25 protein-coding genes are annotated in these 25,688 nt (G+C 65.0%); 11 read left to right on the top strand and 14 right to left on the bottom strand.

Annotated elements, in window-relative coordinates:
* Positions 1 to 11: 11 nt before the first annotated feature.
* The 4 genes from cydB to QM748_RS06755 all read left to right on the top strand — a co-directional run bounded on the left by cydB (position 12) and on the right by QM748_RS06755 (position 2,727).
* Positions 12 to 1,169, top strand: a complete 1,158-nt coding sequence (gene cydB / locus QM748_RS06770) for a cytochrome d ubiquinol oxidase subunit II (RefSeq protein ID WP_415246261.1) — start codon at positions 12 to 14, stop codon at positions 1,167 to 1,169.
* 21 nt (positions 1,170 to 1,190) lie between these two features.
* Complete coding sequence (gene cydX / locus QM748_RS06765) at positions 1,191 to 1,331, top strand: cytochrome bd-I oxidase subunit CydX (RefSeq protein WP_415246260.1); 141 nt, start codon at positions 1,191 to 1,193, stop codon at positions 1,329 to 1,331.
* Between the two features lie 99 nt (positions 1,332 to 1,430).
* Complete coding sequence (locus QM748_RS06760) at positions 1,431 to 1,790, top strand: GntR family transcriptional regulator (RefSeq protein WP_415246259.1); 360 nt, start codon at positions 1,431 to 1,433, stop codon at positions 1,788 to 1,790.
* Positions 1,732 to 2,727: an aminotransferase class I/II-fold pyridoxal phosphate-dependent enzyme gene (locus QM748_RS06755; protein WP_415246258.1), complete on the top strand. Its 996-nt coding sequence runs from the start codon at positions 1,732 to 1,734 to the stop codon at positions 2,725 to 2,727. The genes QM748_RS06760 and QM748_RS06755 overlap by 59 nt, the downstream gene beginning before the upstream one ends.
* Positions 2,728 to 2,822: 95 nt before the next feature.
* Here the strand turns inward: QM748_RS06755 and QM748_RS06750 are convergent, their stop codons facing one another.
* Positions 2,823 to 3,266, bottom strand: coding sequence for a Fur family transcriptional regulator (locus tag QM748_RS06750; RefSeq protein WP_415246257.1), 444 nt, complete (start codon positions 3,264 to 3,266; stop codon positions 2,823 to 2,825).
* Positions 3,267 to 3,388: 122 nt separating this feature from the next.
* Entirely contained in the window at positions 3,389 to 5,638 is a 2,250-nt protein-coding gene (locus QM748_RS06745; RefSeq protein ID WP_415246256.1) for a TonB-dependent receptor, read from the bottom strand.
* A gap of 342 nt (positions 5,639 to 5,980) precedes the next feature.
* Here QM748_RS06745 and QM748_RS06740 point away from each other — a divergent pair, with 342 nt between their 5' ends.
* The 3 genes from QM748_RS06740 (at position 5,981) to QM748_RS06730 (ending at position 8,610) form a co-directional block, all read left to right on the top strand.
* A complete protein-coding gene (locus QM748_RS06740) occupies positions 5,981 to 6,697 on the top strand; it encodes a response regulator transcription factor (protein WP_415246255.1) in 717 nt (238 codons plus the stop codon).
* 184 nt (positions 6,698 to 6,881) lie between these two features.
* Positions 6,882 to 8,222: a phosphoethanolamine transferase gene (locus tag QM748_RS06735; RefSeq protein ID WP_415246254.1), complete on the top strand. Its 1,341-nt coding sequence runs from the start codon at positions 6,882 to 6,884 to the stop codon at positions 8,220 to 8,222.
* Positions 8,104 to 8,610 carry a phosphoethanolamine transferase gene (locus tag QM748_RS06730; protein WP_415246253.1) on the top strand — a complete coding sequence of 169 codons (507 nt, stop codon included), beginning with the start codon at positions 8,104 to 8,106 and terminating at the stop codon, positions 8,608 to 8,610. The genes QM748_RS06735 and QM748_RS06730 overlap by 119 nt, the downstream gene beginning before the upstream one ends.
* Before the next feature lie 75 nt (positions 8,611 to 8,685).
* On the opposite strand, the gene QM748_RS06725 is transcribed toward QM748_RS06730, so the two are convergent.
* The 3 genes from QM748_RS06725 to QM748_RS06715 all read right to left on the bottom strand — a co-directional run bounded on the left by QM748_RS06725 (position 8,686) and on the right by QM748_RS06715 (position 11,586).
* On the bottom strand, positions 8,686 to 9,912 hold the full coding sequence (locus QM748_RS06725; protein WP_415246252.1) for an MFS transporter: 1,227 nt from the start codon (positions 9,910 to 9,912) through the stop codon (positions 8,686 to 8,688).
* Between the two features lie 158 nt (positions 9,913 to 10,070).
* Positions 10,071 to 10,979 carry a phosphatase PAP2 family protein gene (locus tag QM748_RS06720; protein WP_415246251.1) on the bottom strand — a complete coding sequence of 303 codons (909 nt, stop codon included), beginning with the start codon at positions 10,977 to 10,979 and terminating at the stop codon, positions 10,071 to 10,073.
* Positions 10,942 to 11,586, bottom strand: coding sequence for a hypothetical protein (locus QM748_RS06715; RefSeq protein WP_415246250.1), 645 nt, complete (start codon positions 11,584 to 11,586; stop codon positions 10,942 to 10,944). The genes QM748_RS06720 and QM748_RS06715 overlap by 38 nt, the downstream gene beginning before the upstream one ends.
* 315 nt (positions 11,587 to 11,901) lie before the next feature.
* Here QM748_RS06715 and QM748_RS06710 point away from each other — a divergent pair, with 315 nt between their 5' ends.
* Entirely contained in the window at positions 11,902 to 12,438 is a 537-nt protein-coding gene (locus QM748_RS06710) for a DUF924 family protein (RefSeq protein WP_415246249.1), read from the top strand.
* A gap of 20 nt (positions 12,439 to 12,458) precedes the next feature.
* Here the strand turns inward: QM748_RS06710 and QM748_RS06705 are convergent, their stop codons facing one another.
* From QM748_RS06705 to QM748_RS06690, 4 genes are read right to left on the bottom strand one after another with little or no spacing between them, the layout of a single operon-like run.
* The gene (locus QM748_RS06705) at positions 12,459 to 13,484 is read right to left on the bottom strand and encodes a quinone-dependent dihydroorotate dehydrogenase (protein WP_415246248.1); all 1,026 of its coding nucleotides are present in this window, start codon (positions 13,482 to 13,484) and stop codon (positions 12,459 to 12,461) included.
* A gap of 27 nt (positions 13,485 to 13,511) precedes the next feature.
* Entirely contained in the window at positions 13,512 to 14,306 is a 795-nt protein-coding gene (locus tag QM748_RS06700) for an arginyltransferase (protein ID WP_415246247.1), read from the bottom strand.
* Between the two features lie 20 nt (positions 14,307 to 14,326).
* Positions 14,327 to 15,034, bottom strand: coding sequence for a leucyl/phenylalanyl-tRNA--protein transferase (gene aat, locus QM748_RS06695; RefSeq protein WP_415246246.1), 708 nt, complete (start codon positions 15,032 to 15,034; stop codon positions 14,327 to 14,329).
* A 7-nt stretch (positions 15,035 to 15,041) separates the two neighbouring features.
* On the bottom strand, positions 15,042 to 16,121 hold the full coding sequence (locus QM748_RS06690; protein WP_415246245.1) for an ABC transporter ATP-binding protein: 1,080 nt from the start codon (positions 16,119 to 16,121) through the stop codon (positions 15,042 to 15,044).
* A 131-nt stretch (positions 16,122 to 16,252) separates the two neighbouring features.
* Between QM748_RS06690 and QM748_RS06685 the strand changes: the two genes are divergently transcribed.
* Complete coding sequence (locus tag QM748_RS06685) at positions 16,253 to 17,920, top strand: ABC transporter permease (RefSeq protein ID WP_415246244.1); 1,668 nt, start codon at positions 16,253 to 16,255, stop codon at positions 17,918 to 17,920.
* A 279-nt stretch (positions 17,921 to 18,199) separates the two neighbouring features.
* Entirely contained in the window at positions 18,200 to 19,150 is a 951-nt protein-coding gene (locus QM748_RS06680) for a GGDEF domain-containing protein (RefSeq protein WP_415246243.1), read from the top strand.
* 65 nt (positions 19,151 to 19,215) lie between these two features.
* On the opposite strand, the gene QM748_RS06675 is transcribed toward QM748_RS06680, so the two are convergent.
* Complete coding sequence (locus QM748_RS06675; RefSeq protein WP_415246242.1) at positions 19,216 to 20,238, bottom strand: extracellular solute-binding protein; 1,023 nt, start codon at positions 20,236 to 20,238, stop codon at positions 19,216 to 19,218.
* A 123-nt stretch (positions 20,239 to 20,361) separates the two neighbouring features.
* On the opposite strand from QM748_RS06675, the gene QM748_RS06670 reads away from it, so the two are divergent.
* Positions 20,362 to 20,697 carry a DUF2325 domain-containing protein gene (locus QM748_RS06670; protein WP_068635153.1) on the top strand — a complete coding sequence of 112 codons (336 nt, stop codon included), beginning with the start codon at positions 20,362 to 20,364 and terminating at the stop codon, positions 20,695 to 20,697.
* A gap of 176 nt (positions 20,698 to 20,873) precedes the next feature.
* Here QM748_RS06670 and QM748_RS06665 read toward each other — a convergent pair whose 3' ends face one another.
* The 4 genes from QM748_RS06665 to QM748_RS06650 all read right to left on the bottom strand — a co-directional run bounded on the left by QM748_RS06665 (position 20,874) and on the right by QM748_RS06650 (position 25,654).
* A complete protein-coding gene (locus QM748_RS06665) occupies positions 20,874 to 21,419 on the bottom strand; it encodes a C40 family peptidase (protein ID WP_415246241.1) in 546 nt (181 codons plus the stop codon).
* A 93-nt stretch (positions 21,420 to 21,512) separates the two neighbouring features.
* Positions 21,513 to 22,160 carry a PolC-type DNA polymerase III gene (locus tag QM748_RS06660; protein ID WP_415246240.1) on the bottom strand — a complete coding sequence of 216 codons (648 nt, stop codon included), beginning with the start codon at positions 22,158 to 22,160 and terminating at the stop codon, positions 21,513 to 21,515.
* The gene (locus QM748_RS06655) at positions 22,157 to 24,055 is read right to left on the bottom strand and encodes a DUF294 nucleotidyltransferase-like domain-containing protein (protein WP_415246239.1); all 1,899 of its coding nucleotides are present in this window, start codon (positions 24,053 to 24,055) and stop codon (positions 22,157 to 22,159) included. The genes QM748_RS06660 and QM748_RS06655 overlap by 4 nt, the downstream gene beginning before the upstream one ends.
* Before the next feature lie 114 nt (positions 24,056 to 24,169).
* On the bottom strand, positions 24,170 to 25,654 hold the full coding sequence (locus QM748_RS06650; protein ID WP_415246238.1) for a PhoH family protein: 1,485 nt from the start codon (positions 25,652 to 25,654) through the stop codon (positions 24,170 to 24,172).
* Between the last annotated feature and the right edge of the window lie 34 nt (positions 25,655 to 25,688).

Here is a 25,688-nt window from a genome sequence, read left to right as displayed (position 1 = left end):
AGGGCTTTGCCATGATCCTGCATGAACTGATTTCCTACGAAACGCTGCGCGTCGTCTGGTGGCTGCTGCTGGGCCTCCTGCTGGCCGGCTTCGCGGTGATGGACGGCTTCGACCTCGGCGCCATGGGCCTGCTGCGTGCCACCGCCAAAACCGACGTCGAGCGCCGCGTGGTCATCAACACGGTCGGCCCGGTGTGGGAGGGCAACCAGGTGTGGCTGATCCTGGGCGGCGGCGCGATCTTCGCCGCCTGGCCGCAGCTTTATGCGGTGTCGTTCTCGGGCTTCTACCTGGCGATGTTCGCCATCCTCGCCGCGCTGATCCTGCGCCCGGTGGCCTTCAAGTTCCGCAGCAAGCGCGAGGAGCCGGGCTGGCGCAACGCCTGGGACTGGGTGCTGTGCCTGACCGGGCTGGCGCCGGCACTGCTGTTCGGCGTCGCGGTGGGCAACGTGCTGCTGGGCGTGCCCTTCCGCCTGGGCGAGGACATGAGGATCTGGTACGAAGGCACGTTCTTCGGCCTGCTGACGCCGTTCGCGCTGCTGTGCGGCCTGGTGTCGCTGTTCATGCTGCTGATGCACGGCGCGGCGTGGCTGGTGTTCAAGACCGAAGGCGAGGTGTTGGTCCGCGCGGTTCGCTGGGGCGGCATCGCCGCGGCGCTGACGAGCGTGCTGTTCGCACTGGCCGGCGCGTGGATCGTGATCGGCGGCGTGCCGGGCTACGAGATCACCAGCGCCATCGATCCGGCCGGGCCATCCAATCCGGCGGCCAAGACGGTAAGCGTGACGGCGGGCGCGTGGCTGGCCAACTTCCGTGCGCAGCCTGCGCTGTGGCTGCTGCCCGCGCTCGGCGTGCTGCTGCCGCTGCTCAGCCTGACGGGCATGCGCGGCCGCAGGGAGTGGCTGGCGCTGCTGTCCAGCGGCGGCGCCATCGCCTGCATCATCCTCACGGTTGGCGCGGCGATGTTTCCGATCATCCTGCCCTCGTCGCTGGACCCGCGCGTCAGCCTGGCGGTATGGGATTCGTCGTCCAGCCACATGACGCTGTTCATCATGCTGGTGTGCGTGCTGATCTTCATGCCGCTGATCCTGGCCTACACCTCCTGGGTGTATCGCATCCTGCGCGGCAAGGTCAACCCGGTGGCGATCGCCACGGGCCAGGGCCATTCATATTGAACCTGAAGAAAGGAAACGATCATGTGGTATTTCTCCTGGCTTCTCGGCCTGCCGCTGGCAGCGGCCTTCGCCGTGCTCAACGCGATGTGGTTCGAACTCATGGACGATGAGGAGACGCATCGCCGCCTCCAGCAGAAGGGCGACACCGGCCCCGATGCCTGACCACCCTGGGGCACTCCTCCATGTGCCCGGCTCCATTTGCGGCACCGGGCCGTGGCAGAATTCCGTCCCATTCGAATCCGATGATCGTCACGGAACAACATGCTGATACGCGGCAAGACCTCTGCGGAAATCTTCGACTGTGTGAGGGCGCTGACTCAATCCGGGGAATTGCTGCCGGGAAACGCCTTGCCGCCGGTGCGCGAGCTGGCCGAAGCGCTCGGCATCGGCAGGAACACGGTTGCCGCTGCGTACCGCCGCCTGACATTGAGCGGCATCACGGCGTCGCAGGGACGCCTCGGCACGGTCGTTCGCAACCATTACGAGCCGCGAGAGCAGGAAGGCGCCCTGGCAGATACGCCGTTCGACGGATCTTGCCTGCGGCAATCCGAATACCGTCTGGTTGCCGGACGTCGATGCGGCATTGCGGACCAGGCCCTACAGGCCGCGGCTCTACGGTGAACCGACCGTCAATGCCGGGCTGCTCGAGTACATCCGGCAATGGATGGGACCGGACTGCCCCGCGGATTTCGAAATCGATCTGACGCATGGCGCGGTCGACGCCATCGACCGCCTGCTTTGCGCCTATCTGGTCGCGGGCGACAAGGTGGCGGTCGAGAATCCATGTTTCATCGGCATCATCAACATCCTGCGCACTCTCGGCATGCAGGCCCTGGGCGTTTCCGTCGATGCGGAGGGAATGCGTGCCGACGAGCTGGAGGAGGCTCTGCGCAAGGGCGCCCGGGCGGTCATCCTGACGCCTCGCGCGCACCATCCGACAGGCTGCAGCCTCAGCGCCGAGCGCGCGAGGGCGCTTTCACAGGTTCTGGCAAGGCATTCGGACGTGCTCGTGATCGTGGACGACCACTTCGCCCTGTTGTCGCGCCGTGAATACCATTCGGTCATTCCTGCCGATGCCGCCCGCTGGGCGCTGGTGCGGTCGTTCTCGAAGGCGCTCGGCCCCGACATCCGGGTCGCCGCGCTGGTGAGCGACGCCAGGACCTCCAGGCAGTTGCGCCTGCGCCTGGCCCCGGGAATCAGCTGGGTCAGCCATCTGCTGCAGGACCTCGTCGAAGCAGGCGCCACCCGGCCGGAGAGCATCGAGCTGATGGCCTTGGCACGGGAAGATTACGCCCGGCGGCGGCACATGCTGGAGCAAGCCCTGCGCGAAGAAGGCATCAGCTTCCTCGCCGGGGGGGACGGCCTGAATCTGTGGATTCCTCTGCAAACCGACGACCAGGCGGTTTCCCTCGCCCTGGCCCAGCGCGGCTGGCTGGTCCGCCACGGCAGCAGCCTGTCGGTCCAGGGCTCCATCCGAGGGCTGAGAATCACGATTTCGAACCTGGAGCCGGCGCAGTGTGCGCCATTGGCACGGGACATCAGGCGCAGCCTGGCCTAGCTGGAACAGATCGGGGTGGCGTTGAACCTTCGGCTGGCAGGTTGCCGAGATTTGCCTGCCATGAACGATCTTGGCGATGCCGCCCAGAGCAGGTTTCAGGTCGCTGGATTCACCGGCTTGGCTTTCACAACCAGCGAATAGGTGGAGAGCTCGAAGCCGTGCCGGCGACAGAATGCTTCGATGGCACAGGTTAACTCGGGATCGGCAAGCCAGTAGTCGCGATCGGTCTCTTCACAGTGGATGTGCTGGCGGAAGTCCTTTTCTGCCAGGGAGTAGTGGGACTTCCCCGCGTCGATGGCGTGGAGCGTCAGCACACCCGCTTCGACGAAGCGCTTCAGCACGGTGTAGATCGACGACAGCGACAGGGTGACGCCGTTCCCGGTGAGGCGGGCCTGGATGTCGTAGGGCTGCAGCGGCTCGTCGGCCTGGGCCAGCACCGTCCATACCGCCAGACGGGGCACGGTGACGGAGACGCCTGCCTTGCGCACGGCATTGATGGCGGCGGCGGTGGAGTCGTTGTTATGGACCAGGGAAGGCATGCGGGTTTCCGGACTCAGCATCATCGGGTTTGCGCCTATTGTCGTATCTCGGACATATCGGAGTTTACGGAGAAAGCCCGGGTGGCATTCCGCCACCCGGACATCCGGTTTCGAAAGGGAAATCAGAATCTGTAATTCAGCCTGGCCGTGACGCTTCGGCCCGGTTGCAGCGTGGCGAAGGAACCAACGTGGGACGAGTCGAAATAAACCTCGTCGAACAGGTTGGTCACATTCAATTGCAGCGTGGCCTCCTTGGTCAGCCGATAAGCCGCCATTGCATCGTAGCGCCAGTATTTCGGCACTGCGTAGGTATTCTGCGGATTCACGTATTTCATGCTGACGTGGTTGGCCCCGCCGCCGATCGTGAAGCGGTCGGTGATCGCGTAGGTCGTCCACAACGCAAACGTGTGTTCGGCGGTATTGATCGGTACATTCCTGGTTTCCTTGTCCTTCTCCTCGGCGTCGAGGTAGGTGTAGCCGGCGGTGATCGCCCAGCGGGGCGTGATCTGCCCCGCCACCCCCAGGTCGTAGCCGCGCCCGCGATGGTTGCCGGCGTTCAGCGTGTAGTTGCCGTCTTCGTCGGCGATGCGCGCGTTGTCCTTCTCGGTGTTGTACAAGGCCGCCGTCAGCGACAGCTTGCCGTCGAGTACATCCCACTTGATGCCGAGCTCCGTGTTCTCGGTTTCCTCGGCCTTGGTGCTGACGGTGAAGTCGTTGAACGAGTCGCCCGGGCAGTTGCTGCCGCCCTGGTTGGCGCATGCGCCCGGCGGCGACGAGGTGGTGTTGCGGGAGAGATAGATGGTCGCGTTCGGCAGGGGTTTGAACATGATCCCGACCTGGTAGTCCTTGAGCGTGTCGCCCCAGTTCCGTGCGCCGTCGTCGATCTCGAACTTCTCGACGCGGAAGCCGGCGTTGACCATCCAGTGATCGTTGAGCTTCACGGTATCGAAGGCGTAGAGCGCCTTGGTCCTGGTCGTCACCGGCGTGCCGAGCCGGCCGAACCTGCCGGTGACGGTGAAGGAGGGACGAGGATCGGGATCGAACAGCGGCGTTCCGTTGGGCGTTGCCACGGTCGTGGTCGTCGAACCGTTGCGTACCCGGTCCCGCGCCACCTCGACGCCGAAGGACACGCTGTGCTCCAGCCCGCCCAGCTCGAAACGGCCGTGGACGTTGGTGTTGAAGGTGGCGGTGTCGGTGGCGCGCTTGGAGGCCCGGTAGCCGCCATTGCCGTTGCGGTTCACCACGAACCTTCCGTTCGAGACGGTGACGGCGGGCCGCATGATGGCCATCTCGACGTCGGTCTCGAGCCAGGACAGGCCCGTGGTCAGCAGGAATTTGTCGTTCAGCGCGTGTTCGAACTTCAGGTTCGCGCTGGAATTGTTCGACTCGCGGAAATCGCGGCCCAGCACCCCGTAGTAGTTGTCCCGGTCGACGTTTTCGAGCGGCATCCACGGATCGTCGGGCGTGCCCCAGCCGTAGTCCTTCCAGCCATCGAGATGGCGGTTGTTGTTCCAGGTCGCGTTGGCAAAAGGCATGCGGCCACCGGGGCGTCCGGTGCTTTCCACGTGCTGGAGCTTGAAGGTCAGCTTGCTGTCGTTGCTGATGTTCCAGGCAATCGCGGGTGCGATGCCGCGCTTGTTGTCCTCGACGTGCTTGCTGCCGGGAACGTCCGAGTCCTGCCACAGCAGGTTCAGGCGCGCGGTCAGGTCTTCGCCGATAGGGAAGTTTCCGTCATAGGTGGCACGTTTCTGCGAAGCATTGCCGAACATGAGCGAAAGATCGTGGAAGCTTTCGCCCCGGCGCGGTTCCTTGGAGTTGAGATTGATGCTGCCGGCAGCCGAGCCGGCCCCGGCGGTGACGCCGTCCGAACCCATATTGACTTCGATGGTTTCGATGTTGAAGCTTTCATAGGTCGTGCGCCCGCGCGTGCGAACCCCATCGACGGCCATGTTGAACGCGGCCTCGAAGCCCCGGATGTAGGGCCGCGTACCGAAAGGCGTGCCGCCTTCGCCGCTGCCGAGCGTGATGCCAGGGGTGGTGCGCAGAATATCCTCGACCGAGGTGGCGCCGCGCTCTTCGATCTCGCGCTGGGTGATGATCTTGATCGTGCGCGGCGTATCCAGCAGCGGCGCGGTCAGGGTGGCGGCGCTGCCTTCATTCACCTTGTAGGTATCGCTGGTCCCGGTGACGACGACTTCCCCCAGCGTCAGGTCCTGGGCACCGCTTGTGCCCTGCGCATGGGCCGCCGGCGCAATGGCAATGGCGCCGGCAATCGCCACTCCGCTCAGGACGGAGCGTCCGAAGGCCGGCTGAAAGGTCTCCAGCGGCAGCAGTGTGGCGGCGGACGCGATCGGTCTTTCCTTGGGGTTCATATATATCTGGCTTCCTTTGCGGATTCTGGAGAAAAGGGACACCGGCTCACCAGGGGCGGCAGTCCGATATGCATTCAGAAGCTGCGCAGGCGAGTTTGATCTGTCGGGTCAAGGCACAGCGCAAGAATAGAAAACGGTACGTCGAATTTCCGCTGAAAATAAACGCAGACCGAAAAAATAATGAAAACAGTACTCATTAGATAGGGAAACAATCGCATTTGACCTTTTCTTCACATTTGAACTGATAGCCTGCCCAGATGCACTGAAACAAATAGCCTGCCCGAAAGCGCTGACCTACCGATACATCTGGTGTGGGCTCCCCGTAGTTGTCGTGAGATACCAATGCCTCCCCGCAAGAAACAACAGATTCCCTATACCGTCCTGATCGTCGAGGACGAACTGGCTATTGCAGAGAATCTGCTTCTTGCGCTGGAAAGCGAAGGCTTCAGCGCCTGTGTAGCCCGGAACGCCACTGTTGCGTTCGAACGGCTGGGGCATGAGCCCTATGATCTGGTGCTGCTCGACATCGGTCTGCCCGGCATGGATGGCTATGGCCTGCTCAAGCAGATGCGGGAAGAGCTGCAATTGACGATACCCGTGCTGGTGCTGACCGCGCGCTCGACACTGGAAGACAAGGCGCTGGGTTTTTCCAGCGGCGCCGACGATTACCTGGTCAAGCCCTTTGCGCTGGAAGAAATGCTGATGCGCAGCAAGGCGCTGATCCGGCGTTCCAGGCAGCTTTCCGATACTGCCTTCGTGCTCGACTACGGCCCCCTGCGCTATGTGGTGGCGGAGCAGGTCATCACCGTCGATGGGCGGGAGATCAAGCTGACGCGCAAGAATCTGATGATCCTCGAACTGTTGATGCGATACGACGGGCGGGTAGTGCCGCGCCGCCGGCTGGAGGAATACCTGTGGCAAGGTGAGCCGCCTTCGGCCGACGCCTTGCGCAGCCAGGTGCACCTGCTGCGCAAGGCGCTGTCCGGGCACGGTTTCGACGGCATCGAAACCGTGCACAGCATCGGCTGGCGGCTGGCTCCGAATACGACGAAGTCATGAAGAAATCGCGCGAGCGGCGCGGTACGCTGGTGCTTGCTGGCCTCGTCGGCATGGCGTATCGCTGATCCATTGCGTGCTGATGAGTGGTGCCGGGGCGAGTTCACGCTTTCCTCACATCCGCATCACGCTTTGCTGATGGGCTGCTGCGTAGATTGCGCCGATCATTCCGATCCCGCGCGGTCTCATGCCCGAATCGAGTCCCTTTCTTGCCCCGCCGTCGTTTACCTTCCCACCCAGCCCTGCCGCCGATGTTTCGCCGCCGCCAGGCTGGCGCGGCCTGGCACACTGGCGGCCGGCCGTCTCGTCCGAAGGCCTGTTGCTTGGCTTCAGCCTGTATTTCGTTCTCGTCTGCAACCTGCCTTTCTGGCAGGCCTTGCTGGCCGGCCGAGGCGATGGCGGAGGGGCGCTCGCCTATGTCCTGGCCGTCGGCACTGCGCTGACAGCCCTGCATTTTCTGCTGATCGCGCCGCTGCTCAATCGCTGGACCACCAAGCCGCTGCTCGTGCTGCTGCTTCTCGTCGCGCTGGTGGCGAGCTACTACGCCCAGCGTTTCGGGGTGTATTTCGACCCCAGCATGTTGCGCAACGTGCTGCAGACCGATGTCGCCGAAGCCGGCGAGCTGCTGACGCCCGGCCTGTTCCTGCATGTCGGTGGATTCGCGCTGCCCGCGCTGGTGGTGCTTGCCCGCGTGAAGCTGCGGCGCCTGCATCCAGGCCGCGCGCTGCTGCGCCGTGCCGCGACCGTTGCGCTTGCCCTGGTCCTCGCCGTGGCTGCGCTCGGCAGCGTGTTCAAGGATTTTTCCGCGCAGATGCGCAATGCCAAGGAAGTGCGCTACCTCATCACGCCTGCCGCACCGCTCTGGTCGATGGCGCATGTGCTGACGAAAGACGTGAAGGCCGCCAATCTGCCGCGTCAGCCACTCGGTACCGATGCCCGGCTCGGAGCGAGCTGGGCTTCGGCCGCCAAGCCCGCGCTGTTCGTGATCGTCGTCGGCGAGACCGCACGTGCCGCCAATTGGGGCCTGAACCGCAATGCGGGCTACCCGGCAGCGCGCGACACCACGCCCGAACTGGCCCGGCGCGGCGTGATCAACTTCCCCGACGTTACGAGCTGCGGCACCAATACCGCGGTGTCGCTGCCCTGCATGTTCTCGGTACAGGGGCGGCGCAACTACGACGAAGACGCGATCCGCGGCAGCGAGTCGTTGCTCGACACCTTGAAGCATGCGGGTTTGCGCGTGGTATGGAACGAAAACCAGTCCGGCTGCAAGGGGGTTTGCGATGGCGTGGAGTCCATGCGCCCTGATCCGGCTGCCTTGCCGGCCCTGTGCGCCGACGGCCGTTGCCTGGACGAGGCGCTGGTTGAACAGCAGCCGCGCGCTGTTGCGCGAGGCGCAGGGCAATCTCGTGCTGGTGCTGCATCAGCTCGGCAATCATGGTCCGGCATATTTCCGCCGCCACCCGGAGTCTTTCCGCCGCTTCACGCCCTCATGCGATCAGGACGAATTGTCGAAATGCAGCCGTGAGCAGATCCTCAACAGCTACGACAATGCGCTGCTCTACACCGACCATGTGCTTGCGCGAACCATCGATCTGCTCGAGGAGTTGGACAAGCAGTACGACACGGCGATGATCTACGTTTCGGACCATGGTGAATCGCTCGGCGAAAACGGCCTCTACCTGCATGGCTTGCCGTATTCGATCGCCCCCGACGAGCAGATCAAGGTGCCGATGGTGATGTGGTTCTCGTCCGGCTTCGCTGCGCGCAACCGCCTCGACCAGGAATGCCTTCGTGCCCAAACAGCACAAGCGGCATCGCACGATAATCTCTTCCACACCGTGCTCGGCTTGCTCGACGTCGACACCTCGGTGCGTGATGGCGCGCTCGATCTTGCTGCCGCCTGCCGGCATTGAGGGGCCGACGGTACTTGGGGCAGCCAGCCATGGTTTCTTGGTGCGCAGGGCAGGGCGTGCTTGCTCGGAGGCGATCTACTCGCCCCGCGAGGGGAAGAAGGAACGCCGGCGCAGCGTGGCCAGGCCCAGCAGCGTCAGGACTGCGAACGATGCCCCGCACAGGAATGTCCCACGGTAGCCCCAGGCATCCCACAGCGTCCCGGCTGTCACACTGGCCAGCAGCAGCGCCAGCCCTGTGAGCAGGTGGAAGACCCCGAAGGCCGTGCCGCGCAATTCGGCCGGAGCGCTGTCGGCAATGAGCGCGCTGAACACACCCTGGGTGAAGCCCATGTGCAGCCCCCACAACACCACGCCGATGGCCAGCCCGGCCAGTCCGGGCACGAAGGCCATCACCAGGTCGGCGGCGATCAGGGCCCCCATGCCGAGTGCCAGCACCGTCACCCGACTGACACGATCCGAGAGCGCCCCGGCCGGATAGGCCGACAGCGTGAAGGCCGCGGCCATCAGCACCGGCACCAGCGGCGCCCACATCGGCGAAAGGCCGGTTTCGCTGCCGCGCAGGATCAGGAAGGCCTCGCTGAAGCGCGCCAGCGAGGACAGCACGCCGATGCCGGCCACCCACCAGTAGGCTGTGCCGAGATGTGCCAATGCGGCGCGGGACAAGGGCGGGCCCGGCCGGGATGACGCCACCACCGGCTGCTTCGGCTCGCGCACGAACAGCAGCAGCACGCCCACGGCGAGAAAGGCTGGAAGAACGGCGACCCAGAACACGGTCTGGAAGTGGTTGGCCGTGAGCCACATCAGGCCGATGGCCAGCAGCGGCCCGGCAACGGCACCGGCCATGTCCAGGGCTTGCCGCAAGCCGTAGGCCGTGCCACGCAATTCCGGCGGCGTTGCATCGGCCACCAGCGCGTCGCGCGGCGCGCCACGGATGCCCTTGCCGATGCGATCGACGAATCGTGCGCCGACCAGCCAGTCGAGTGTCCCGGCCAGCGGGAAAACCGGTTTGGTCACTGCCGCCAGACCGTAGCCCAGGGCCGCCATCAGCTTGCGTCTGCCGAAGCGGTCGCTCAGTGCGCCGGAGAACACCTTGGCCATCGAGGCGGTGGCATTGGCGACGCCTTCGATCAGGCCGACGGCGAGCACGGAGGTGCCGAGCACCGTGACCATGTAGATCGGCAGCAGCGCATGGATCATCTCGGAAGAAATGTCCATCAGCATGGAGACGAAGCCCAGCGCCCAGACACTGCCGGGCACGGCACGCCAGCCGGCGCGCGGCAATGCGGGGTCAGCGGTTTTCATCGTGGGCGCAGGAAGCCTCATTCAACAGCCGCTTGGTGGCGAGGAGGGCCATGGAAATCCATGCTTGCTGCAGACGCCAGGTGATGAACCCCATTTCAATTGGAGGGATGGGGCAATGCCGGCATTATAAATCGCTCGAATGGCGCGTCGCCGGGTTTTCAGGCCGCGGCTCGTGCCGACGCAGAACTTCCTGCCGGTTCTTGATGCGGCAGGTGGCGCTTGTTCGATGAGGGTTTGCTCAACTGCTCACGCCCGTAGAATGCCAACGCAGTTCCGAACATGCTCAACCACACCAGAACGCCCGACCAGAGTGTGTGCGAGACGAAGTGCCACCCCTGCGGGACGCGGGTGCTGCCATAGATCAGGCCCAAGATCATGACGGCGATGAATAGTTGCCTGGTGAACTTCCAGCAGTGACGGCGGCCGACAAAATACAGCGCGATGAGCGTGAAGCCGCTGGATGCGTGGCCGCCCGGCCAGCAACGCCCGCCGCCCACGTCATGCAGGAGATTGAAGGTCTCGAACCATTCTCGGTGCTCGTTTACGCCGCCATAGAGCGTGGTCTGCACAGGACACCAGACACTGGTGTGGGCCTTGAAATAATGGATCATCCCGGTGGTCACCGCGACCGACACCACCAGAAAGAGAAAGTCGCGGCGATGGTCTGAAAACCAGCGCAGCATCGGCGCCAGCCGGGTACTCTCCAGCCACCCGATCTCCCGCCCTCCACTTGCTCGCCGGAGCAGCGGCCACAGGAGCGAGAGGATCATCCCGACGATCGACAATGTGCCCATGGAGTCCGGAAGGATCCGCGGCATCTTGTGCGTCAGCTTTTCGAAAGTGCGGTCGTGCTGGAGTACGAAGGTCTGGGTGACGGGATCGTAGAGATGGTTGCTGATCCATACGTCCAGACTGGTCAGATCGAAAATGCAGAATATCAGCGCGGCCAGGAAAAGCGGAATACCGAGGTTGAGCAGGTAAAAACGACGACGAGAAACCGGAAACATTCCGCAGTCCTTGGTTTTTGTATCAACGGGTGGAAACGACCGCATGCCATTGGTCGGCATCGAGGTAGCCCAGCAGAGAAGGCGCTTCGCGGCCGTTATCGATCACGAAGACGGACGACGCATAGTCCGCTATGGCTGGATACGGATTACTCATCGCGGATTCGAGATCCCTGATGCATTCGCTGTGCGTCACGAGGATCAGATTGCGATGAGGCTGCTTGTACCGCAGGGCTCGCGCGAGCATCGCGCCGCGGCAATGGAACAGCCATTCCTCTTCGGCGGGAGTGCTGCCGAACATGCCCTCGGCAGTTTGTCGGGCACGCAGCAACGGGCTGCTGGCGATGTCGGTATTGGCGAGTCCCATCGCGTCGAAACTGTGTCCGAGATCGCTGGCCACGGAGCGGGCACGAACGGTGATGCCATCGGCGGAAGACAGGCATGGCGCGTCGGAGCGATCGCAGCGTTCGGCGTGGCGCACCAGGACAATCACATCGCCATTGCGCCAGTTCTTCAGCAGCTCCGACCGGCTATCGGAGTTTTCCGCGAGACTCTGGAGTGTCGACGGGGCGTGCAGGAAGAAGCCACTGGCGCCAAACGAGGCGAGGATCATCGCTGTCAGTAAAACCCAGCGGCTTCCAGGCACGAGTCGTGACTTGAAAGGGATCACCTGCAGCTCCAGGGGAGAGGAATGAATAGATTTTCCATGCCAGGCGTGTCAATTGGATGGCACGGAAAACCGTTGCCTCACCGCATTAAAATTTGCCGGGCGATGGCGAAATTACCCCTGAGCTGGTGAAGATGAAGTCATGAACTGCTGAAGAAACCGTAATGGCGGGGTTTGAGCTCCTGATTGCCAGTTGCAGCCAAGGAGCGGGGCCGAGGGTTCTGGAGCGGCCATGAAAAGATGCGCCATCGACCAGGCCTGCTGCCGGCTTGGCCGGGTAAGCTGTGCCGTCATGTGATTCACGGCAAGGAGGCAAGCATGCACGAGGAAATCCTGCATTTCTGGTTCGAGGACATCCAGCCGGCACAGTGGTGGAAGGTCGAGGCGGATTTCGATGCCTGGCTTCGCCAACGTTACGGGGCTTTGCTGGAAAGCGCGGCGCGGGGTGAATGCCATGGCTGGCGCGGCAGCGCCCACGGCCGGCTGGCCGAGATCATCGTGCTCGACCAGTTCTCGCGCAACATCTTCCGTGGCACGCCGCGCGCTTTCGCACAGGACGGCATGGCGCTGGTGCTGGCGCAGGAAGCCGTCACAGGCGGCGCGCTGGATGAGCTCGGGCCTGCCGAGCGTGCCTTCCTGCTGATGCCGTACATGCACAGCGAGTCGCGGCTGATCCACGTGGAGGCAGAGCGCCTGTTCGGGCGCTGGGCGCCGCAGGACAGCCACGATTTCGAATTGCGCCACAAGGCCATCATCGACCGTTTCGGCCGCTATCCGCATCGCAACGCCATCCTGGGGCGGGAGTCCAGCGCCGAGGAAATCGAGTTTCTGCAGCAGCCGGGCTCGAGCTTCTGAGCCGGCTGCGATCGCCTGGTTCAGGCGGAAGGCGCTTTCCAGTTGCGCGTGGCGCGCACGCATTCGCGCACCAGCGCCGGGCCGCGATAGACCAGGCCGCTGTAGACCTGCACCAGGGCTGCGCCCGCGTCCAGCTTGGCAAGCGCATTGCTGCCGTTGAGCACGCCGCCGGCGGCGATGACCGGCAGTTCGCCGGCGAGTGCCGTGGCGAGCTGGCGGACGACGGCGGTCGAGGCCTCGAACACCGGTGCGCCGGACAGGCCGCCTTGCTGGTCGCCGTAGGGGATGCCTTGCACCTTGTCGCGGGCGATGGTGGTATTGGTGGCGATGACGCCGTCGATGCGGTGGCGGCGCAGCGCATCGGCGATGTTGATGACCTGGGCTTCGTCGAGGTCGGGGGCGATCTTCAGCGTCAGCGGCACGTAGCGGCCGTGGCTGTCGGCCAGTCGGGTCTGGGCGGCCTTGAGGCGGCCGAGCAGGTCGTCGAGTTCGGATTCGCCCTGCAGCTGGCGCAGGTTCTTGGTGTTGGGCGAGGAAATGTTGACGGTGACGTAGCTGGCCAGCGCATAGACCTTGTCGAGGCAGGCGAGGTAGTCGTCGGCGGCATTCTCGATCGGGGTGTCGAAGTTCTTGCCGATGTTGATGCCGAGGATGCCGCGGAACCTGGCTGCCCTGACGTGGGCGAGCAGCACATCGACGCCGTGGTTGTTGAAGCCCATGCGGTTGATGACGCCTTGCACTTCGGGCAGGCGGAACATGCGCGGACGCGGGTTGCCGGGCTGCGGGCGCGGCGTGATGGTGCCGATCTCGATGAAGCCGAAGCCCATGCGGGCGAGGCCGTCGATGGCTTCGCCGTTCTTGTCGAGGCCGGCGGCGAGGCCGATGCGGTTGGGGAAGCGCAGGCCCATGACTTCGGCCGGCTCGGCCGGTTCGGGCTGGCCGGCGGGCAGCACGCGGCCGGCGAGGTTCAGGGCATGGATGGCGTATTCGTGGGCGGTCTCGGCATCGAGCGAGAACAGCAGGGGGCGGGCAATGTCGTAGAGCATCGGCGGATTGTAGCGATTCGGTGAGTGTCAGGCGATGGTGCCGGGGGTGCTGGCATCGGAGTCGGGCGCCTGGCGGGACGCCTGAGGGGTACCGCCTCCGGTCACGGTTTCCATTGCCACCCACTGGCCGGCCCGCAGCGCCTGCAGCGGATGGAAGCGCGCCTTGTAGGCCATCTTCGGACTCTCGCCGATCCAGTAGCCGAGATACACATAGGGCAGATCCATGCGGCGGCAGGCTTCGATCTGCCACAGGATGCCGTAGGTACCGAGCGATCCCCTGGCCAGCTCCGGTTCGTAGAAGGTGTAGACGCTGGACAGGCCGTCCTCCAGGCGGTCGATGATGCTGACCATGCACAGGGCATCGCCCTCGCGGAACTCCACCAGTCTTGTGTCGACGTGGGTCTGCAGCAGGAAGTGGGTGTATTGCTCACGGTTGTCCAGGTCCATGCCGCCGCCGGCGTGGCGGGTGGCCTGGTAGCGCTGGTAGAGGCGGTAGTGCTCTTCGACGAAGGCCAGTGGCCGTTCCACTGCCCGCAGTCCGGCGTGGCGCGCCCAGGCGCGCCGCTGGCTGCGGTCGGGGCGGAAATCCTTCACCGGGATGCGCACCGGAACGCAGGCGTGGCAGGTGTCGCAATGGGGCCGGTAGGTGAACACGCCGCTGCGGCGGAAGCCGCGCCGCACCAGTTCGCCGTATACCTGGGTGTCGATCAGGTGGCCGGGGGTGGCGACCTGCGAGCGCGCATTGCGGCCCGCCAGGTAGGAGCAGGCATAGGGTGCGGTGGCGTAGAACTGAATCAGGGCATAGGGGTAGTCTTTCTGCATCTTCGCTCCCTGCCGTGTTGCTAGCCCCAGTCGATGTGCTGCGCGGCGTCCGCCGGCCAGCGGGCCGCTGTGGTGCCGGCCGAGGCGTGATTCGCGAGGATGTCGCTGAACTGGCGGCGTGGAATCTCGGCTGCACCCATCGACAACAGGTGGGCCGTCGTCATCTGGCAGTCGATCATGACATAGCCGCGCATGTGCAGGAAGCGGGCGAGGTGGGCGAGCGCTGCCTTCGAGGCGTTCGATTCGAGCGAGAACATCGACTCGCCGAAGAAGATCCGCCCCAGCGCCATGCCGTACAGCCCGCCCACCAGGCGGCCGTCGCGCCAGCTTTCGACGCTGTGGGCGTGGCCGAGTTCGTGCATGGCGCAGTAGGCGGCACGGATTTCCGGTGTGATCCAGGTGCCGAGGCCGGGCGCGCGGGGCGCCGCACAGGCGTCGATGACGGTGCCGAAGCAGGTGTCGAAGCGGATCTCGAAATCGCGCCGGCGCAGGATCCTGCGCAGCGAACGGCTGATGCGGATCTGCTCGGGCGCGAGCACCAGGCGCGGGTCCGGGCTCCACCACAGGATGGGTTCACCGGGGTTGAACCAGGGGAAGATGCCCTGCCTGTAGGCGGCGAGCAGCCATTCCGGGCTCAGCCCGCCGCCGGCGGCGAGCAGGCCGTTCGGTTCTCGAAGTGCGCGCTCGACCGGCGGAAAACCGGGCGGGCCGTCCAGCCAGGGAATCATGCCGCGCTCAGGCCGCCTGGGTTGCCCGTGCGTCCTGGAAGGTGATGACGTGGTCGGCGTCCAGACGGATGCCGATCCGTTCGCCGATCGCATGGTTGTGGTGGCTCGGCACCAGCGACAGCACCCGGGCGCCGCTGGCCAGGCGCAGGGTGTAAAGGATGTCGGCGCCGCGGAAGGCCTTGTGCAGGACTTCGGCCTTCAGCGGGCTGGCATCGTCGTGGACGACGTCGTCCGGGCGCAGCAGCACCTCGACCGGCTCGTCGGGCCTGCATGCCTTCTGCTCACCGCAGGACAGCGGCACGTGGCTGTCGAGCACGCCGAGTTCGATGCGGACGCGGCGTTCGTCCAGCATCTGGCCGTCGACGAACACGCCCTGGCCGATGAAGTCGGCGACGAAGCGGTTGGCCGGCTCGTGGTAGAGGTTGTAGGGCGTGTCCCATTGCTGGATGCGGCCTTCGTGCATGATGCCGATCTCGTCGGCGACGGCGAAGGCTTCGTGCTGGTCGTGGGTGACCAGGATGGCAGTGGTGCCCGTGGCCTTGATGATGTCGCGCACCTCGTGGGACAGCCGCTCGCGCAGCTCGACGTCGAGGTTCGAGAACGGCTCGTCGAGCAGCAGCAGGCTGGGGCGGGGTGCCAGCGCACGGGCGAGCGCGACACGCTGCTGCTGGCCGCCGGACATCTCGTGCGGATACTTGCGGCCCTGGTCGCCGAGGCCGACCAGCTTCAGCAGCTCGCCGACACGCGTCTTGCGCGCCTCGACGTTTTCCTTGCGCAGGCCGAAGGCGACGTTGTCCGCCACGGTCAGGTGGGGAAACAGCGCGTAGTCCTGGAAAACCATGCCGATGCGCCGCTGTTCGGGGGGCAGATGCTCGCCGGCGGTGCTGACCACCTGGCCGTCGAGCCGGATCTCGCCCGCGGCGACGTTCTCGAAACCGGCGATGCAGCGCAGCACGGTGGTTTTGCCGCAGCCCGATGGGCCCAGCAGGCAGCCGATCTGGCCTTTTTCCAGGCTGAAGGACAGCTTCCGGACGATCCGGTGGGAGCCGAAGGCGAGGTCGATGTCGGTGAGCTGGAGATGGGCCATGTCGGATTGTCGGGCGATGGAGAGGGTGGATTATTGCATTGCGACGCGCAGCAAATGCGATCAATTATAATTCTCCTCTTCTGCAAGGGACCAGACGGCGGCAGCCCGGGTCCGACAACGACGGAATTCGAATGAACAACAAGGGAGGGCAGGCCGCAACGGGCCTGCGCTGGTCATCTCTGACCGTGGCCGCGGTGATCATCGCGGCCTTGATCGCCGCACCTGTGCTGTCGGTGTTCTCCAACGTCTTCACGGGGGGGACGAGCGAAACCTGGACGCATCTCAGCGAAACGGTACTGGGCGAGTTCGTCGTCAATACCGTGGTGATGTGCCTCGGCGTCGGCCTGGGCGTGGCTTCGATCGGCGTCACCACGGCGTGGCTGACGACGATGCTGGATTTCCCGGGGCGGCGATTCTACGAATGGGCGCTGATCCTGCCGATGGCAATGCCGGCCTACGTGATGGCCTATGTCTATACCGACTTCCTGCAGTTCGTCGGGCCGGTGCAGACCGGGCTGCGCGAGCTGTTCGGCTGGCGCGCGGGCGACTACTGGTTCCCCGACGTGCGCACGGTCGGCGGCGCGGTGACGATGTTCATGTTCGTGCTCTATCCCTATGCCTACATCCTGGTCCGTGCCGCCTTCCTGGAACGGGCCGGCGGCATGCTGGAGGCGGGGCGTTCGCTGGGGCTCGGGCCCTGGGCCTGCTTCGTGCGCGTGTCGCTGCCGCTGGCGCGGCCGGCGGTGGTGGCCGGCACGGCGCTGGCGCTGATGGAAACACTGGCCGATTTCGGCACCGTGTCGTATTTCGGCGTGCAGACCTTCACCACCGGCATCTATCGCGCCTGGTTTTCGCTCGGCGACCGCGTCGCCGCGGCCCAGCTTGCCGCCGCGCTGCTGGCCTTCGTCGTCATCGTGCTGAGCCTGGAGTTCGCCAGCCGGGGGCGGGCACGCTTCAACAACACCTCGCGCCAGCAGGGCGCGCCGGCGCGCAAGCGCCTGTCGCCGGGCTGGGGGCTGCTGGCGAGCTTCGCCTGCTTCATGCCGCTGCTGCTGGGTTTCCTGCTGCCGGCCGGGCTGCTGCTGCAGATGGCCTTCGCCGAAGGCGATGCCCAGTTCGGCCCGCGCTTCCTGCAGCTGGCGCGCAACAGTTTCGTGCTGGCCGCGGTGACGGCGATGATCGCAGTGGTGCTGGCAGTGGTGCTGGCCTACGCGGCGCGGCTTGCCCGGTCTTCGCTGCCGGCGGCGCTGAACCGCATCGTCGGCCTCGGCTATGCGGTGCCGGGCTCGGTGATCGCGGTCGGCGTGCTGATCCCGGTGACGCGGCTCGACGCCTGGCTGGCGCAGGGCTGGCAGGCGGTGTTCGGCGTCAATCCGGGCCTGATCCTGACCGGCGGCATCGCCGCGCTGGTCTATGCCTATCTCGCGCGCTTCCTGGCGGTGGCGCTGCATGCGGTCGAATCCAGCCTGGGCAAGATCACGCCCAGCATGGACGATGCCGCGCGCAGCCTGGGCTTCGGCAAATGGGCGACGCTGCGCCGGGTGCACGTGCCGATCCTGCGCGGCAGCCTGCTGTCGGCGGCGCTGCTGGTGTTCGTCGATGTGATGAAGGAACTGCCGGCCACGCTGGTGATCCGGCCGTTCAATTTCGACACCCTGGCGACGCAGGCGCACACCCTGGCGGCCGACGAACGCCTGACCGAGGCCTCGACCGCGGCGCTGACCATCGTCGTCGTCGGCCTGCTGCCGATGATCGTGCTGTCGCGCCAGATCCTGAAGAGCGGCAGGCGAAAGGACTGATCCGGGCTGGCTGCAAGGAAGACGCGCACGAGCGTGATGCTGATGCCTTTCCCGGCTGATTCGCATCGAGGATAATCGCGCGGGAGATTTCTTGCCGGCGAGGCGCTTTTGCCGGTTTGACCCGCCCGTCATTTTCGGACGATGCGAAAACATGCAGATTGCAACGAAGCCCACTCATGCCCCCGCTCCGCTGGCCCGCACGGCCGGCGAAGCGCCCGGGTTTGCGCCGATTCGCCGGGCTCTGGCGCTCTGCGTGCCGTTTGCCGCAGGGAGCCGCCCATGGCGCTGATGGAGCAGCGCGCCCTGCTGATGGCGCTGGAGAGCGCTTCGCTCGGCGTGTGGGACTGGGACATTCCGTCCGGCAGGATGTCCTTCAGTCCCTTGTGGGCATCCATGCTGGGTCGGCAGCTCGAGGAGCTCGAGCCGGATGTGTCGTCCTGGGAGGTGCTCGTGCATCCGGACGACTGGAGCGGCATCCAGTCCGCGCTGGAACGCCATCTGCGGGGAGAAACCGAGTCCTACCGCGCTGAGTACCGTCTCCGCCATGCCGACGGCCGCTGGGTGTGGGTGCAGGATTCCGGGCGTGTGCTGGAGCGGGATGACGAAGGCAAGCCCATGCGTGCCGTCGGCCTGCATCAGGACATCAGTTCGCGCAAGGCGATGGAGGAGAGCCTGTTGCTGCTGGCGACCAGCGATCCGCTGACCGGTCTGTGGAACAGGCGCAATTTCGCCGAGATGGTCAATGGCGAACTGGGCCGGGTACGCCGTCATGGTTCGCAGGCCTGCCTGCTGCTGCTCGACCTGGACCACTTCAAGCGCATCAACGATACACACGGGCATGCGGCCGGCGATGAGGTGTTGCGGCACTTTTCCGGACTGGTTTCCCTCCATCTGCGCGAGGCCGATGTGTTCGCCCGCCTGGGCGGCGAGGAGTTCGGCGTCCTGTTGCCCTGCATCGAGGGCGATGCGGGCGCGCTGCGCGCGGCCGGGCGGCTGCGCGAACTGATCGAGTCGAATCCGGCCATCGTCGATGGCAGGCCCTTGCGCTTTTCCGTGAGCATCGGTGTCGCCATGCTCGATCCTGAAGCAGAAGGCTTCGACGAAATCTTCACCCGCGCCGATGAGGCGCTGTATGAGGCCAAGCGTACTGGCCGCAATCGTGCGGTGCTGGCGGGGCGGGCGTGCAGCAGCGGGGCCGAGGGCGAAAAGGAAACGGGCTTCGTGCCCTGAAGCACGAAGCCCGTCAGCGAGGAACGCCCCGAAGATGATCGGGGTTCGTCCGCTGGTCCTGTCTGTCAGCGATAGCCCGAACGATCGTAGATCTTCTGTGCGTCGGCGACGGTGTCGGCCAGTTCCCCGATCTGGATCGAATCCGCCTTGAACGCGCCCAGCTTGTCGAGCGCGGCGTTGTCGACCTTGACCGACGGCACGACCGGCCATTCGTTGTTGCCGTTGGCGAAATAGGCCTGGGCCTCGTCGGAAGCCAGGTACTCGAGGAACTTGACCGCGGCTTCCTTGTGCGGAGCGGTCTTCAGCATGCCGGCACCGGAAACGTTGACGTGGGTACCCCAGGTCTGCTGGTTGGGCCACACCGCCTTGACCTTGGCGACCACTTCCTGATCCACCGGGCGAGGCGAATTCATCAGGCGGGCAAGGTAGTAGCTGTTGGCGATCGTCACGCCGCATTCGCCGGCCGCGACGGCCTTGATCTGGTCGGTGTCGCCGCCCTTGGGCGCGCGGGCGAAGTTTTCCACCACGCCGCTGGCCCACTTGGCGGTGGCTTCCTCGCCGTTGTGCTTGATCAGCGCGGCACCCAGCGACAGGTTGTAGGGGTGGCTGCCCGAGCGGGTGCACACCTTGCCTTTGAGCGCCGGATCGGCGAGCTGTTCGTAGGTCTGGACCTGCCCGGCCTGAACCAGCTCCGGGTTGTAGACGATGATGCGCGCGCGCTGCGAGAACGAGAACCAGCGCTCGGTGCGCAGATTGGCCGGAATCCGTTCTTCCAGCACCGCCGACTTCACCGGCGTGAAGATGCCCATCTGGTCGGCAGCGGCAAGGCGGGAAATGTCCACGGTGACGAAGATGTCCGCCGGGCTGTTGGCGCCTTCGTTGCGGATGCGTTCAAGCAGTTCGTCTTCCTTGGCTTCGATGCGGTTGACCTTGATGCCGGTCTGCTTGGTGAAGTTGCCGTACAGGGCTTCGTCGGTCTGGTAGTGGCGGGCTGAGTAGATGTTCAGTTCGGTGTCAGCCGCGTACGCACTCGGGGCTGCAAGGGTGAACGCGGAGAGCAGGGCGACGACAGTGGCCTTCTTGATCATGTGCGTCAGTCTTCCATGGTTATCGTTGAAGCCCGAATATTAAACGAGAAGAGTTCGCAGTTGCAAAGTGGCCGATTTCGTGTCTTAATATTGATAATCATTCGCAACTATCGGATCTGGAACATGGACGCACTTCTCGTTGGCGCAGACCGTCTCGGCAACATTCCCGACATCCTGTCGAACTTCGGCATTCGCATCGCCGGCCATGTCAGTGGCCGGGACACGACTCACCAGCGCCGCAGCAGCTCCCTGCCGGCAGGAATCGGCATGGTGATCCTGTTTACCGATTTCATCGGCCACAACGTCATGCAGCGCTTCCGTGAGGCCGCCAACCGCGAAGGTGTGATGTTCGTGTGCTGCAGGCGCTCGACCTGCGCGCTGCAGCAGGCATTGGGCCAGCGCATGGCGGAGAAGTGTTCGACGTGCACCGTGGCAAAGAAGTGTCGACAAAAACACTGAGGATGCTTGCAGGAACGGTGCCGGACTCTCGGCCGGCCTGCCGGCTTGGCCACATGCGATGAAAAGGCGCTCGATTGCCTCGTGCGGGAGGCAATCGAGCGCCTTTTGCTTTTCCGACGTATTGCTGGAGATGGCTCGGGCACATCCGGCAAGGGGCCGAGCAAGCCGGAATCAGGTCAGCGGAGGGGGGTGAAGCTGTCCGTGCCGGTGCTGCTGTCTTCGTCGACCAGGCGGCGGGCGCCGTTGAAGCGCTTGGACCAGTAACTGCTCGAAAGCGCCTCCACGCGGACCTTGCCGCCAGACGACGGCGCATGCACGAACTTGCCGTCGCCCAGATAGATGCCGACGTGGGAGAAGGCGCGGCGCATGGTATTGAAGAAGACGAGATCGCCCGGCTTCAGCTCCTGCCGGCCGATCTTGTCGCCCATCCGGGACATTTCGGAGGCTGTGCGCGGCAGGTCGAAGCCGATCGCGTTACGGAAGACGTTCAATACCAGGCCGCTGCAGTCGAGGCCGGTTTCGGGGGAGGTGCCGCCGAAGCGGTAGCGTACGCCGAGGTATGCAAGGGCCTGATCGACGAGCTGTTCGGCGGCCGAACCGTAGTCACTGCCGTCGTCCGCCGCAGCATCCACCATCATCTGCTGCCTGGGCTCCTCCGCGTGCGCGGTCTGGACCCCCGAAAGGGCAAGGGTCAGCACGAGGAAGAACGGGCGAATTTGCATTCGGCGGAATATACGCAGATGTAACATGCTTGTAAACAAGCATGTGGCATGCGCACTGGACAAAGCCTTGGGCAGCACTGTAGGCGCTTCCGCCTACAGCCGGTTGCGATACTGCCGCTGGCTGCGTTCGACCTCGGCGAGTGCGCGAGGCGTATGCGCGCCCTGTTCCGCGGCCCGGGCCTGCGCGGCAAGGAACAGCTGGGCAATGGCCCAGGCGTCGCCGAGGGCATGGTGGCGCTGGAAGGTCTCGATGCCAAAGCTCTCCATCCAGGCTGCGAGCTTTGCCGGGCGCTCGATGCGCTCCGGAAACAGCGCGGGCAGCAGGAAGTAGAGATCGATCCACAGATCGTCCGACTCGATGCCCAGATGCTTGTCGAACGCGTGTTCGAGCAGGCTGCGGTTGAGGGCGGCGTTGAACACGACCAGCGGCGCCTTGCCGGCCACGCCAAGCAGCTCGGCCAGAGTGGATGCAGGGTTGGGCGCGAGGGTGCCGTAATAGCTGTCGCGTGGGGCGAGCAGGCCGCCGTCCACGGCCAGCGCGGCGACGGCGATCAGCCGGTCCCTGTCGACGTCCAGGCCGCTTGCCTCGGTGTTGACGACCACGTAACGGGTCTCGAAATGCGCCGTGCCGGTGTCGGCCGGCGCCTGCTCAGCCCAGCGCTGAAGGGCCAGGGTACCCTCGTCCGAGAGTGGCTCTTCTGTGGACGATGGGGCGAGAAAACGGCTTATCCAGGAGCTCATAGCTGGTAATCGAGCTTGATGCGAATCTGCAGTTTGCGCGCCTGGCGGAAAGCTTCCTTCAGGATGCGGCGGTCGAGTTCGTTGAGGGTGTCGGGATCGACCTGGTTGTCGTCCGGCGCGCCATGCTCGGTCTCGAGGTGCTGGGAGCGCAGGCGCAGCAGCTGGATGAAGTGGAAGCCGTCGATGATCGCCGACACTTCGTCGGTGGATACGCCCATCTTGCCGCTGGCCTGGCGCAGGCGCTGTGCAGTGCTGCTGGAGTCGATGCCGATGCGCAGGGCGATGATGCGGGCGACGTTGACGAACAGCCGGGCGCCGGATTTCTTCAGGTCGATGCAGCCGTTCTCCTCGACGACGAAGTCGCGCAGGCGGCCGAGCGGCGGCGTCACCGACAGCGCATTGGCGGCCATCATGCGCAGGAAGGCGGCGTTGCCGCGCACGGTCTTGTTGAGCCAACTGCGGAGCTGGTCACCGAGGCGTTCGTTGCCGTACAGCACACGGAAATCGAAGAAGATCGAGGCGTTGAGCAGGGCTTCCGGGTCGGGTTCGCGGATCCAGGCGCCGAAGCGCGACTTCCATTCGTCGAGTGTCAGGCACAGTTCCGGATTGCTTGCCATGATGTTGCCCTGGCACAGCGGAAAGCCGCAGAGGGCAAGGTTGGCGTTGATCTCCCTGGCGAAGGCGATCAGCCTGCTGCGGATCGATACCGGGTTTTCCCAGTCGGCGCATTGCCAGATGATGCCGTTGTCCTGGTCGGTGGATAGCGTCTGTTCGTGCCGGCCCTCGGAGCCGAAAGCCATCCAGCCGAAATTGATGCCGGTCAGGTCATGGTTCTCCAGCGCGAGCTGGATGATGCGGCGGGTCAGTGCGTCGTTGAGCGTCGAGATGAACTGGGTGAGTTGTTCGGCGCCGATGCCCTGGGCGATGAGGTTGAGGGCAAGCTGGCGGATGTCCTTGCTCGCGCGCTGCAGCGATTCGATGTCCGCCGCGTTGTCGATGCCGGCGCGGATCTGGCGCAGGCCGATGCGCTGCAGCGTGAACAGGTCGCGTTCCGAGACGACGCCCCTGAGCCGGCCTTCGGCGTCGACCACCAGCATGTGGCGTATGCCGTGCGTGGCCATCGCCAGTGCGGCGTCGTAGGCCGAAGCCGTGACGGCGAGCTGGTGCGGGTTGGCCGTCATCAGCTCGCCGATCGGGTTGTCCAGGTCGAAGGCGGCGAGGATCACGCGCGGCAGCAGGTCGCTCTGCGTCAGGATGCCGATGGGATGGCGCTCGGGGTCGACCACCGCGATGCAGCCGATGTGCTGCGCATTCATCTGTTCGAGCACCGTGCGCGTCGGCACGTCGGCGGTGACGCAGACAGGCTCGTGTTTGATCAGCTGGCCCAGCGAGGTCGTCATCGTCTGCTGCTCGGCCGCCCGCTGTGCGAAGGTGGTCTGCAGCTGCTGGCGCGACTGGTTGAGCAGGCTGGCGATGTACTGCGTGCAGAACAGATGGAAGGCCGGGCTCATCTCCATCAGCTGCAGGAAGTCGTCGGCGCCGATCTGGAAGCAGAAGCTGTCTTCGATCGCCACGTAGGCATTGGTTGACGGGCGCTGGGCGGAAACCGCGCCGATCGGGAAGCATTCGCCCGGACCGAGCGGCAGGCTGGTGTATTCGGTCAGCACGGCAGGTTCGGCCTGCCGGGCCTGGATCTTGCCGCGCTGGATGATGTGGAAATGGCGCGGCACCCCCATCTCGGGGGTCAGGATCTCGCTGCCGCGCGGGTGGAAGGCCAGCGCGGCACGTTCCGCAAGGAAGGCGAGGGCGTCGGCCTCCATGCGGTCGAAGGGCGAAAAGTGGCGCAGGAAATCCGTGCTGGCTCCCACCAGCAGGTCGGCGGCATTGGCGATCATGACGGCTCTGTCGTCGGTCAGGTGCGCCGATTATAGGGGGCCGCCGCAACAATGGTTTGTCCGCGCGCAAACTGCCGCGAATCTGCGGCGGTTTGCGCGCCCGCCGGCGATGCCTTACAGCACGTCGGCAGCGTAGTCGGCCAGACGCGAGCGTTCACCGCGCTGCAGCGTGATGTGGCCCGAGTGCGCCCAGCCCTTGAAGCGATCGACGACGAAGGTCAGACCCGACGAACCTTCGGTGAGGTAGGGTGTGTCGATCTGGGCGATGTTGCCCATGCACACCACCTTGGTGCCGGGGCCGGCGCGGGTGATCAGGGTCTTCATCTGCTTGGGCGTCAGGTTCTGCGCTTCGTCGATGATCAGGAACTTGTTCAGGAAAGTGCGCCCGCGCATGAAGTTCAGGCTCTTGATCTTGATCCGGCTGCGGATCAGGTCGCGCGTGGCGGCGCGGCCCCAGTCGCCGCCTTCGCCCGCGGTGCCGTTGAGCACGTCGAGGTTGTCCTCCAGCGCGCCCATCCACGGCGCCATCTTCTCTTCCTCGGTGCCGGGCAGGAAGCCGATGTCCTCGCCTACCGAAACCGTCACGCGGGTCATGATGATCTCGGAGTAGCGCTTGGTTTCCAGCACCTGGGTGAGGCCGGCGGCCAGCGTCAGCAAGGTCTTGCCGGTGCCGGCCTGGCCCAGCAGGGTGACGAAGTCGATGTCCGGGTTCATCAGCAGGTTCAGCGCGAAGTTCTGCTCGCGGTTGCGCGCGGTGATGCCCCACACGTTGTTCTTCTGGTGGCTGTAGTCCACCAGGGTCTCGAGCAGCACCTTGCCGCCGTCGCGTTCCTTGACCCAGGCCTGCAGCGGATTGTCGCCGGCGGTTTCGTACACGAACTCGTTGACCAGCATGTCGGGCGCCAGCGGCCCGCCCACGCGGTAATAGGTATGGCCTTCTTCCTTCCACGACTCCATGCCGCGGCCGTGGGTTTCCCAGAAGTCGGCCGGCAGTTCGCGCGTGCCGGAGTACAGCAGGTCGGTGTCCTCGAGCACCTTGTCGTTGAAGTAGTCCTGCGCCGCCAGCCCGAGCGCGCGGGCCTTGATGCGCATGTTGATGTCCTTCGACACCAGGATGACTTCGCGTTCGGGATGGCGCTCGGCGAGGTAGGTGACCACCGCCAGGATCTGGTTGTCGCCGCGCGCGGTCGGCAGGGCGGCGGGCAGCGTGGCGTCGATCGCCTCGGTCTGCAGGAACAGGCGGCCGGTGGCCAGCCCGCGCGAGGGCAGGTCGAGCGCGATTCCTTCGTCGATGCCGTCGGGCGCGGTGTTGACGATCTCGTCCAGCATGCGGCTGGCCTGGCGGGTGTTGCGCGCGACTTCGGTCGTGCCCTTCTTGTTGTTGTCCAGCTCCTCCAGCGTCATGATCGGCACGTAGATGTCGTGCTCCTCGAAGCGATACAGGCTGGTGGGGTCGTGCATCAGCACGTTGGTGTCCAGCACGAAGAGCTTGCAGGCGTTTTTCTTCACCGTCTTGCCGCGCTTGGCGGAAGTGGCCGCGGCGGCTTTCGGGGTCTTGGCCTGTGCTTTTGCTACCTTGGTCTTGGCGGTCGGGGGCATGGTCTGGACTCGAATGGGGAAGGGGACGCTTGGG

The organism is Thauera sp. (genome assembly GCF_047601425.1).
Lineage (GTDB): Bacteria > Pseudomonadota > Gammaproteobacteria > Burkholderiales > Rhodocyclaceae > Thauera.
The sequence above is the reverse complement of the archived record's forward strand: the minus strand, read 5'-3'. Positions and strand labels throughout refer to the sequence as shown.